At 74.4% G+C, this 9,692-nt stretch carries 9 protein-coding genes and 1 tRNA gene; 3 read left to right on the top strand and 7 right to left on the bottom strand.

Features of this window, described 5'->3' with window-relative positions; all coding sequences use genetic code 11:
* Both BUB17_RS24570 and BUB17_RS24565 read left to right on the top strand, forming a co-directional pair.
* The coding region (locus BUB17_RS24570; protein WP_141243198.1) for an ACT domain-containing protein at nt 1-268 on the top strand (268 nt) is incomplete at its 5' end.
* Entirely contained in the window at nt 265-1,317 is a 1,053-nt protein-coding gene (locus BUB17_RS24565; protein WP_072921367.1) for an aspartate-semialdehyde dehydrogenase, read from the top strand. The genes BUB17_RS24570 and BUB17_RS24565, both read left to right, overlap by 4 nt.
* 82 nt (nt 1,318-1,399) lie before the next feature.
* On the opposite strand, the gene BUB17_RS24560 is transcribed toward BUB17_RS24565, so the two are convergent.
* From BUB17_RS24560 to BUB17_RS24545, 4 genes are all read right to left on the bottom strand, one after another.
* Complete coding sequence (locus BUB17_RS24560; RefSeq protein WP_072921365.1) at nt 1,400-3,193, bottom strand: prolyl oligopeptidase family serine peptidase; 1,794 nt, start codon at nt 3,191-3,193, stop codon at nt 1,400-1,402.
* 82 nt (nt 3,194-3,275) lie between these two features.
* Nucleotides 3,276-3,584 (bottom strand): CNNM domain-containing protein, encoded by a 309-nt coding sequence (locus BUB17_RS24555; protein WP_083606596.1) that lies wholly within the window; start codon nt 3,582-3,584, stop codon nt 3,276-3,278.
* Nucleotides 3,585-3,667: 83 nt separating this feature from the next.
* Nucleotides 3,668-3,741, bottom strand: a tRNA-Pro gene (locus BUB17_RS24550).
* Between the two features lie 130 nt (nt 3,742-3,871).
* A complete protein-coding gene (locus BUB17_RS24545; RefSeq protein WP_072921363.1) occupies nt 3,872-4,783 on the bottom strand; it encodes a metallophosphoesterase in 912 nt (303 codons plus the stop codon).
* Between the two features lie 54 nt (nt 4,784-4,837).
* Between BUB17_RS24545 and BUB17_RS24540 the strand changes: the two genes are divergently transcribed.
* Nucleotides 4,838-5,290 (top strand): GatB/YqeY domain-containing protein, encoded by a 453-nt coding sequence (locus BUB17_RS24540; RefSeq protein WP_072921370.1) that lies wholly within the window; start codon nt 4,838-4,840, stop codon nt 5,288-5,290.
* Between the two features lie 66 nt (nt 5,291-5,356).
* Here the strand turns inward: BUB17_RS24540 and BUB17_RS24535 are convergent, their stop codons facing one another.
* The 3 genes from BUB17_RS24535 to BUB17_RS24525 form a co-directional block, all read right to left on the bottom strand.
* Nucleotides 5,357-7,513 (bottom strand): transglycosylase domain-containing protein, encoded by a 2,157-nt coding sequence (locus BUB17_RS24535; RefSeq protein WP_072921360.1) that lies wholly within the window; start codon nt 7,511-7,513, stop codon nt 5,357-5,359.
* 43 nt (nt 7,514-7,556) lie between these two features.
* Nucleotides 7,557-8,804, bottom strand: coding sequence for an ATPase BagB (locus BUB17_RS24530; protein ID WP_072921358.1), 1,248 nt, complete (start codon nt 8,802-8,804; stop codon nt 7,557-7,559).
* On the bottom strand, nt 8,801-9,692 hold an 892-nt coding region (locus BUB17_RS24525; protein WP_072921356.1), incomplete at its 5' end, for an ATPase BagA. The genes BUB17_RS24530 and BUB17_RS24525, both read right to left, overlap by 4 nt.

Raw genomic sequence — 9,692 nt, 5'->3', positions numbered from 1 at the left:
CTACACCGACGTCACCTTCGACCAGCACATCGGCAAGGTGTCGCTGGTCGGGGCGGGCATGCGCTCGCACCCGGGTGTGTCCGCGCGCTTCTTCGGCGCGCTGGCCGACGCCGGTGTCAACCTGGAGCTAATCAGCACCTCGGAGATCCGCATCTCCGTGGTGTGCCGGGACACCGATGTGGACCTCGCCGTCCGCGCGGTGCACGACGCCTTCGACCTCGGCACCGACGAGGCGCAGGCCGTCGTCTACGGAGGGACGGGACGATGAGCCTCTTCAGCAGCGACGGGCTGCGCGTCGGCGTCGTCGGCGCCACCGGCCAGGTCGGCGGCGTGGTTCGGCAGCTCCTCGCCGAGCGGGGTTTCCCCCTCAGCGAGCTGCGCTTCTTCGCCTCCGCCCGCTCCGCCGGCAGCTCCCTGCCGTGGGGTGACGGCGAGATCACCGTCGAGGACGCCGCGACCGCCGACCCCACCGGGCTGGACATCGCCATCTTCTCCGCCGGTGCGTCGACCTCGCGGGTGCAGGCACCGCGGTTCGCCGAGGCCGGCGTGACGGTCATCGACAACAGCTCGGCCTGGCGCCGCGACCCCGACGTCCCCCTGGTGGTCGCCGAGGTCAACCCCGGAGCCCTGGCCGAGGTGCGCACGGGCATCATCGCGAACCCGAACTGCACCACGATGGCCGCGATGCCGGTGCTCAAGCCGCTGCACGACGAGGCGCAGCTGGTCCGCATCGTCGCCAGCACCTACCAGGCGGTCTCCGGCAGCGGCCTGGCCGGCGTCGAGGAGCTCGACACGCAGGTGAAGGCGGTCGTCGACAAGGCCGCGGAGCTCACCCACGACGGCTCGGCGGTCACCTTCCCGGAGCCGGCCAAGTACGTGCGGCCGATCGCCTTCAACGTGCTGCCCATGGCCGGCTCCCTGGTCGACGACGGGACGTTCGAGACCGACGAGGAGCAGAAGCTCCGCAACGAGAGCCGCAAGATCCTCGGCATCCCCGAGCTGCGGGTGTCGGGCACCTGCGTGCGGGTGCCGGTCTTCACCGGGCACTCGCTGTCGCTGAACCTGGAGTTCGAGCGTGAGCTCACCGTCGAGCGGGCCACCGAGCTGCTGTCCTCCGCGCCCGGCGTGGAGCTCACCGCCGTCCCCACACCGCTGCAGGCGGCCGGCCGCGACCCGAGCTACGTCGGCCGCATCCGGCAGGACCCGGGTGTCGACGGCGACCGCGGGCTGGCGCTGTTCGTCAGCAACGACAACCTGCGCAAGGGCGCGGCGCTCAACACCGTCCAGATCGCCGAGTTGGTCGCCGCGTCCCGCTGACCCTCGTCTCCTCCGCGATCATGGCGCCGTGACCACTCCCGGACCGGGATGAGTGGGCACAGCGCCATGATCGTCCGGGGACTCAGGGCTCGACGTGGCGCAGGGCGAAGTCCAGCGCGACCTCGACCTGGCGGATGGTCTCCTCGATGACCAGCGAGCCGTGGCCGGCGTCGAAGCGGTACACCTCGTGCGGCTTGCCGAGCTCCTCCAGGCGGGCCAGGTAGTTGTCGATCTGCCGGATCGGGCAGCGCGGGTCGTTGGCGCCGGCGACGACGAGCACCGGCGCGGCCACGGCCTCCGCGTAGGTGATCGGCGAGGAGCGCACGTAGACGTCGTGCACCTCCTCCGGTGACCCGCCGAACAGCGCCCGGTCGTAGGCCCGCAGGCCCTCCATCTCGTCCTCGTAGGCGGCCAGGTAGTCGGCCACCGGTACCTCGGCGATCCCGGCCGCCCAGCGCGCCGGCTGGGTGCCCAGGCCGAGCAGGGTGAGGAACCCGCCCCACGACCCGCCGGAGATCAGCGCCCGCGACGGGTCGAGGAAGCCCTCCTCGACCAGCGCGTCGTAGACGGCGGCGACGTCCTCCAGCTCGGTGAGCCCCGGCCGGCCGGTGAGCGCGTCGCGCCAGGCGCTGCCGTAGCCGGTCGACCCGCGGTAGTTCACGTGCACGACGGCGTACCCGGCGTCGACGTAGGCCGCGCGGCGGGCGCGGTAGGAGTCGTCGTCGGCCGCCTCCGGGCCGCCGTGCACCAGGAACGCCGCCGCGTACGGTGCCGGGCCCGCCGGGCGCACCACGAGGGCGTGGACGTCACCGCCCGGGCCGGGAACCCAGCGGTCCTCCACCGGGTAGGCGGCCGGCGGCTCCTCGCCCGGAGCGGCCAGCACCACCGGCCCGTCCGCCCGCCGGATCACCGGCGGACGCTCGGAGTTCGACCAGGCCAGCTCGACGGTGCCGTCCGGGCGGGCGGTGGCGCCGCGGACGACGCCGCGCGGGGTGTCCAGCCGTTCCAGGGCCCCGCTGCCGAGGTCGTAGCGGTACAGCTCGCTGCGGGCGGCGTGGTCGTGCCCGACGAGCAACGCCGAGCCGTCCGGGTACCAGCCGGCGGTCACGTCGCCGGGCAGGTCCAGGACGATCTCGGTCTCGGTGTCGGTGCCGACATCCCAGACCAGCAGCTCCTCGCGGCCGCGCCGCTCGTGGCCGACCAGCAGCCGGCGGTCTCCGGGGAGCGGGGCGAATTCCAGCGCGTGCAGGCCGCGGCCCTCGCCGTCCCACTTCTCCGCCACCACGCCGTCGTCGGCCGTGCGCAGCAGCCGCAGCGCCGGATAGCGCGGGTCGCCGTGCTCGGAGTGCGAGATCACCAGCAGGTCCTCGTCGTGGGTGAGCGCGTCGACCGACGCCGGGTCCTCGTGCCGGTAGACCACCCGCGGCGTGCCGCCGACCGGTGCCAGCCACAGCTCCGAGCCGTCGTCGGTGGAGCGGCCCATGGCCACCACGGAGGTGCCGACCTCCAGGCCCGCCGGGTAGGCCGGCCCGACCTCGGGGACGGCTACGCGGTCCTCCCCGCCGGCGAAGGGCTGGGTCATCCAGACGCCGAACTCGTCGCCGTCGGTGTCGGCGAACCACCAGATCGTCTCGCCGTCCGGGCTGAGCGTGCCGATCAGCGTGCCGTTGGCCCGGTCGGTCGCCTGCCGGTGGGCGTCGGTGGTGCGGTCCCACGCGTACTGCTCGACGACGCCGCTGGCGTCGGAGGCGTACAGGCTGCGGTGCGGGGCCTCCAGCGCCCAGTCCGGGAGGCTCACCCGCGGCGCGCGGAAGCGGGCCTGCCAGCGGGCGGTGACCTCGGGGGAGAGGGCGGGGGTGGTGGGCTCGGCCGTCACGCAGGCTCCTCGCTGGCGCTCGTCGCCGCGTTCCGGCGGCAGTGCTCCGTCCATGGGCGAGTTCGCACGCTTCCTCGCCTCCTCATCTTCCCCCGGCGCCCGCTCCTGCCTCGGCGCCGCCCCGGACCGGCTCCCCGAGCCGGCGGGAGGTCTCGGCGGCCGCGCCGCCGACGACCAGCGTGGTGACCGTGATGCCCAGCTGGGCGGCCGAGAGCTGGGTGGGCAGCGTGCGCGGCGCCGTGACGACACCTCGGGCCCCGCGGTCCCCGGACGCCGCGGCCTGCTCGGCCCGCCCGCGGTCGGCGGTCGTCAGCGAGAGCTCGGCGGCCACGGAGAAGCCGGTCAGTGCGGTGAGCAGCACGGCGGCGAGGAGGAGCAACCACTCGGTCATCGGGGGCCCGGTGCCCGATTGGCGGGTCCGCCAACCCCGGGAACGACTCAGGGGCCGCCTCGCGGCGGCCCCTGAGCAGTGTGTCGGGGTGACAGGATTTGAACCTGCGACCTCGTCGTCCCGAACGACGCGCGCTACCAAGCTGCGCCACACCCCGAGGCGTGCGGCGACCACTGTACCGTCCCGCTCTCCGCGGCCCCTGTGCAGGGGGAAGGACCCCTCCTCCCCACCCCTCGCAGGCTCGGGGCGGGACCCGGGAGGGGCCGGACGGTGGGGGCGGAGGGGTTTCAGGTCCGACGGGCGGTCAGGGTGAGCAGCGTCGCCTCGGGTGGGCAGGCGAAGCGGTACGGCGCGTAGGGGCTGGTGCCCAGGCCGGCCGAGACGTGCAGCCAGGTGCCGTGCGGGTTGCTCGCCGACGGCTCCGCCCAGCGGTGCAGCCAGCGGACCCGGTCGCGGTCGATGCCGCAGTTGGTCACCAGCGCGCCGTAGAAGGGCACCCGCAGCTGCCCGCCGTGGGTGTGCCCGCACAGCAGCAGGTCGTGGTGGTCGGCGGCGAAGCGGTCGAGCACCCGCGGCTCGGGGGAGTGGGCCAGCCCGATGCGCAGGTCCGCGGCCGGGTCGGCGGGACCGGCGACGAGGTCGTAGCGGTCCCGCCCGAGGTGCGAGTCGTCGACGCCGGCGAAGACGATGCGCCGTCCGCCCACGACCAGCTCACCGCGGGCGTTGGTGAGGTCCAGCCAGCCACGGGCGGCCATGGCGTCGCGCAGGTCCCGCCAGGGCAGCTCGTCGCCGTGCACCCGCACGTGGTCCCGCTTGAAGTACTTGAGCGGGTTCTTCGGCCGGGGCGCGTAGTAGTCGTTGCTCGCCATGACGAAGGCGCCGGGCAGGTCCAGCAGCGGCTCGAGCGCCCGCAGCGTCCCGGGCACCGCGTCGTGGCCGGCCAGGTTGTCCCCGGTGTCGACCACCAGGTCCGGCTGGAGGTCGGCCAGCGAGGCCACCCACTCCTGCTTGGACCGCTGCCCGGCGGTCATGTGCAGGTCGGACAGGTGCAGCACCCGCAGCGGCGCGGAGCCGGGGGCGAGCACCGGCACGTCGAACCGGCGCAGCGTCCAGCGGGTGCGCTCGTAGAGGGAGGCGTAGGCGATCCCGGCGGTCGCGGACCCGAGGACGGCGGCCGGGAGGGCTGTGGTCGCACGCACGGCAGTCGAGATTACGGGCGCGTGGCCGGAACGCGCCGTGCGAGGCTGGCGCACGTGTCCGACCTGAAGGAACAGCTGCGCACCGACCTGACCACCGCGATGAAGTCCCGCGACGAACTGCGCACCGCCACGCTGCGGATGGTGCTCGCGGCGGTCAGCGCGGAGGAGGTGGCCGGCAAGGAGGCCCGCGAGCTCAGTGACGACGAGGTGCAGGCGGTGCTGCGCCGCGAGGCCAAGAAGCGCCGGGAGGCCGCCGACGCCTTCGCCACCGCCGGTCGCACCGAGCAGGCCGACCGGGAGCGGGCGGAGGGCGACGTGGTGGCCGCCTACCTGCCGGCGCAGCTGGAGGACGCCGACCTCGCCGCGCTGGTCGCCGACGTCATCACGCGCACCGGCGCAGGCGGTATGAGGGACATGGGACGGGTCATGGGCGCGGTGCAGCAGCAGGTCGCCGGCCGGGCCGAGGGTGGCCGGGTGGCCGCCGAGGTCCGCCGCCAGCTGGGCTGAGCGGGCGGCCGCCCTTCAGGGTCCCGCGCCGAGCCTGCGAGGCGTGGGGGGAAGGGTGGTCCGCTGTCAGCCGGCCGGCGGGGTCGCCGGGTCCAGTGGAGCCGGCGCTGCGGCAGGCTGTGCGGCCGGGTCGGCCGAGGTGCCGTCGTCCGCCGCGGGAGCGGCCTCGGGAGCAGGCGCCGCGTCCGGCGCCGACCCGAACGCCGCCGGAGCCGCCGGCGCGGGGGCCGGCGCCGGTGCGGTGAACGGCACGGCCGGCTGCCCGGCGAGGATCGGGGACATCGCGTTGCGCCAGATCGTGGCCGGGATGCCACCGCCGAAGCCGCGGACCTGCTCCCGCTCCTTGGGGTTGTAGACCATGACGCTCGCCGTGTACTGCGGCGTGTAGCCCACGAAGGCGACCGAGAGGTTGTCCTGGCTGGTGCCGGTCTTGCCGGCGACGCGGTGCCCGGGGACGGCGGCGTTGCGCCCGGTGCCGAAGGGCGACTCGGTGTCCCCGACCAGCACCTGGTTCAGGGTCGTGGCCACCTCGGTCGAGATCGCGCCCGGCGTGCACCCGTCGTCCCGGACGACCGGCCGGCCGTCGTCACCGGTGAGCGGCTGCCCGTTCCGGTCGAGCACGGCGGTCACCGGCGTCGGGTCGCACTGGGTGCCGTTGGCGGCGAGCGTGGAGTAGGCGCTGGCCAGGGCCAGCGGGCTGGTCGACTCCGGCCCGAAGGTGAACGAGCCCCGGTTCTCGTCGATGATCTGCTGCGGCAGCCCCGGGTCGCTGAACTGGAACAGGCCCATCCGCTCGGCCGCGCGCACCGGGCCCTCGACGCTGCCCAGCTGGTCCTCCAGCGCGAGGAAGTAGGTGTTGGACGAGCGGACCAGCGCCTCGTCCATCGAGAGCGTCCGCGGGTAGCTGTTCCCGACGTTCTCGACGTCGTAGCGGCCGGCGCCGTCGCGGTACACGCGGGAGACGTACGGCTCGCTGGCGGTGATGACGTGCGAGATCGGGAAGCCCTCCTCGAGCGCGGCGGCCGCGGTGAACACCTTGTAGGTGGAGCCGGAGCCCTGACCGGGGACGACGTTGAGGTTCACCGACTCGCACTCGGGCCCGTCGCAGCCGAAACGGCGGTTGGCGCTCATCGCCAGCACGTGACCGGTGCCCGGCTCGACGGCGGTGAACGTGCCCGCGAGCGAGTCGCCCATGGCCAGCGTGTCCAGGACCGCCTGGTCACCGGAGCGCTGCAGGTCGGGGCGCAGCGTCGTCTGGATGGTCAGGCCGCCGGCGTCGAGCAGCTCCTGGCTGAGCCCCAGCGTGCCGGTGAGGTGGTCGGCCAGGTAGGCGCAGAAGAAGCCACCGACCGTGGCGTCGATGCAGCCGTTGGGCGGGGTGCCGCCGGGGACGACCTGCACCGGCTGCCCGGAGACCTCGTCGAACTGGGCCTGATCGATCTGGCCCGCGGCGACCATCGCCTGCAGCACCTGGTTGCGCCGGTTCTGCCCGTTCTCCGGGTTGGTGATCGGGTCGTCGTTGGACGGGCTCTGCACCAGGCCGGCCAGCATGGCCGCCTGCGGCAGGGTCAGGTCGGCGGCGTCCACGCTGAAGTAGCGCTGCGCGGCGGCCTGGACGCCGTAGGCCCCCTGGCCGAAGTACACGAGGTTCAGGTAGCGGGTGAGGATCTCGTCCTTGGAGTACTCCTCCTCCAGGGCGAGCGCCATCCGCGCCTCCCGCAGCTTGCGGCCCACGCTCTCCTCGGTGGCCGCCTGCCGCTCCTCGGCGGTGTCGGCCGTCTGCGCGAGGGTCTGCTTGACCAGCTGCTGGGTGAGCGTCGAGCCGCCCTCCCGCACCGAGCCCGCCGCCACGTTGGTCGCCAGGGCGCGCAGCGTGCCCTGCACGTCGAGGCCGTTGTGCAGCTCGAAGCGGGCGTCCTCGATCGCGACCAGCGCCTGCTTCATCACGTCGCTGATCCGGTCGGAGGCCACCGGCGTCCGGTTGTTCCGGTAGAACATCGTGATCAGCGAGCCGTCGGCCGCCAGCACGCGGGTGTTGCCCGCCGGCGTCTCGTCGGTCAGCTCGACCGGCAGGGCGTCGAGCAGCGAGGCGGAGTTGCGGGCGGCGAGACCGGTGCCGCCCACGAGCGGCAGCAGCATGCCGGCGACCAGGGCACCGGCGAGGACGATCGTCGCGGCGAGCTTCGCCAGGACCCGGGCGCGATCGGAGGCGTCGGCAGACATCGGGCGCCAATGTACGTGGCGCCGGGCTGTCAGGCGTCCGCGCTCAGCGACGGCGCGCGGGGAGGACGCGCCGCCGCGGCACGCCCGTCGGCGTGTCGCCGTCCGGACCGGTCAGCGCGTCGGCCATGCCGCGCAGCCCGTCGAGGTCGTGCACGTCGCCGGCGGCGGCCGGCACGGTGCGGACGGCGACCTCCGGGTGGGCGCTGGTGAACCGGTCGGCCAGGTGCTGCTCGCGGGTGGCCAGCGTCATCCGCTCGGCGTGCACCCGCAGCGCCCCGGCGGCCAGCTCGGCGCCCTCCCGGCCGGACTCGAGAGCCTCCTCGGCGGCACCGTCGGCCCGGGTCGCCGACAGCGCCGTCGTCATCGGCGGGTGGGTGCGGTTGAGCACCAGCCCGGCCAGCGGCATCTGCTCGGCCGAGAGCCGGTCGACGAAGTACGAGGCCTCCCGCAGCGCGTCGGGCTCGGGCGTGGCCACGACGACGAACCAGGTCCCCGGGCGGCGCAGCAGCTCGTAGGTGGCGGTCGCCCGCTCCCGGAACCCGCCGAACATGGTGTCCAGGGCGGACACGAACGCGGAGATGTCCCGGAGCAGCTGCCCGCCGAGGATCTTGGAGATGATCCGGCTGAAGAACAGGAAGCCGGCGCTTGCGATCTTGAAGCCGGTGCGGCTCGGCGCGGTGAGCAGCCGGATCATCGTGCCGTCGAGGAAGCGGCTCATCCGGTTCGGGGCGTCGAGGAAGTCCAGCGCCGACCGCGACGGCGGGGTGTCGACGATGATCAGGTCCCACCGGTCGCCGGCCCGCAGCTGGCCCAGCTTCTCCATCGCCATGTACTCCTGCGTCCCGGCGAAGGACGAGGACAGCGCCTGGTAGAAGGGGTTGTCGAGGATCTGCTGGGCACGTTCGGGCGTGGAGTGCGCCACGACGATGTCGTCGAACGTGCGCTTCATGTCCAGCATCATCGCGTGCAGCTCGCCGGGGATCCTGGGGACGTCGACCCGCCGCGGCTCGTTGTCCAGCTCCACGAGTCCGAGGGACTGGGCCAGGCGGCGGGCCGGGTCGATGGTGAGGACGACGACGGTGCGGCCGGCCTCCGCCGCGGCCAGCGCCAGGGCCGCCGACGTCGTCGTCTTGCCCACGCCGCCGGCACCGCAGCAGACCACGATCCGGGTGTCCGGGTCGGTGACCAGCTCGGCGAGCTCCAGCGGCAGGGCCTCCGCGGTGGGAGGCGCCGGCGGCCGCGGGGACCGGCGGGCGCGCCCGGTCGTCGTCGCCTCGGTCGCCTGGCTCATGCCGCCACCTCGGTCCGCAGGTGCTCCTCCAACCGGCCGGCGAGCTGGAACAGCGCGCCGAGGTCCATCGGGCCGGGCAGCAGCGGCAGCTCGACCGTCGGCCGGTCGAGCGCCTCGACCTCGTCGCGCAGCTCGTCCTGCGAGGCCCAGCGCCGGGCGTGCTCGGTGGCCTCGGCGGCGAGCGCGTCGGCCAGCCCCGCGACGTCCTGCAGTCCTGCCGCGGCCAGGGCCGGCGCCAGGTCGGCACCGGTCAGCCCGTCCTGCGCGGCGCGGGCCAGCGCGGGCTCGGGCAGCGCCGGCTCGGTGGCCATGTTCACCACCACCGAGCCGACCGGGAGCCCGGCGGCGGTGAGCTCGGCGATGGCGTCGGCGGTCTCCTGCACCGGCATGTCCTCCAGCAGCGTCACCAGGTGGACCGCCGTCTGCGGCGACCTGAGCACGGCCATGACGCCGTCGCTCTGCGTCTTGATCGGCCCGGAACGGGCCAGCCCGGCCATCTCGCCGGTGACGTTGAGGAAGCGCGTGATCCGGCCGGTCGGCGGGGCGTCGACGACGACGGCGTCGTAGACGGGGCGGCCGTCGTGGCGGCGGGTCACCGCCTCCTTGACCTTGCCGGTGAGCAGCACGTCCCGCAGGCCCGGGGCGATCGTCGTGGCGAAGTCGACCGCACCCACCCGGCGCAGCGCCCGCCCGGCCCGCCGCAGGTTGTAGAACATCTCGAGGTACTCGAGGAGCGCCTCCTCGACGTCGATCGCCAGGGCCTTGACCACCCCGCCGCCGCGGGCGACGGCGACCCGCCGCTCCTCGTAGGGCAGCGGCGGGGTGTCGAACAGCTGGGCGATGCCCTGGCGCCCCTCGGTCTCCACCAGCAGCACCTGGCGCCCGTCG

This window comes from Geodermatophilus obscurus (assembly GCF_900143215.1).
GTDB lineage: Bacteria > Actinomycetota > Actinomycetes > Mycobacteriales > Geodermatophilaceae > Geodermatophilus > Geodermatophilus obscurus_A.
Note: the sequence above shows the minus strand (reverse complement) of the source record. Positions and strands in the feature narration are given on the sequence as shown.

What these genes read in the sequence shown, in the direction of transcription:
- BUB17_RS24535 (WP_072921360.1), bottom strand. Translation starts at nt 7,513, where the DNA reads ATGTCTGCCGACGCCTCCGATCGCGCCCGGGTCCTGGCGAAGCTCGCC.
- BUB17_RS24555 (WP_083606596.1), bottom strand. Translation starts at nt 3,584, where the DNA reads ATGACCGAGTGGTTGCTCCTCCTCGCCGCCGTGCTGCTCACCGCACTG.
- BUB17_RS24565 (WP_072921367.1), top strand. Translation starts at nt 265, where the DNA reads ATGAGCCTCTTCAGCAGCGACGGGCTGCGCGTCGGCGTCGTCGGCGCC.
- BUB17_RS24530 (WP_072921358.1), bottom strand. Translation starts at nt 8,804, where the DNA reads ATGAGCCAGGCGACCGAGGCGACGACGACCGGGCGCGCCCGCCGGTCC.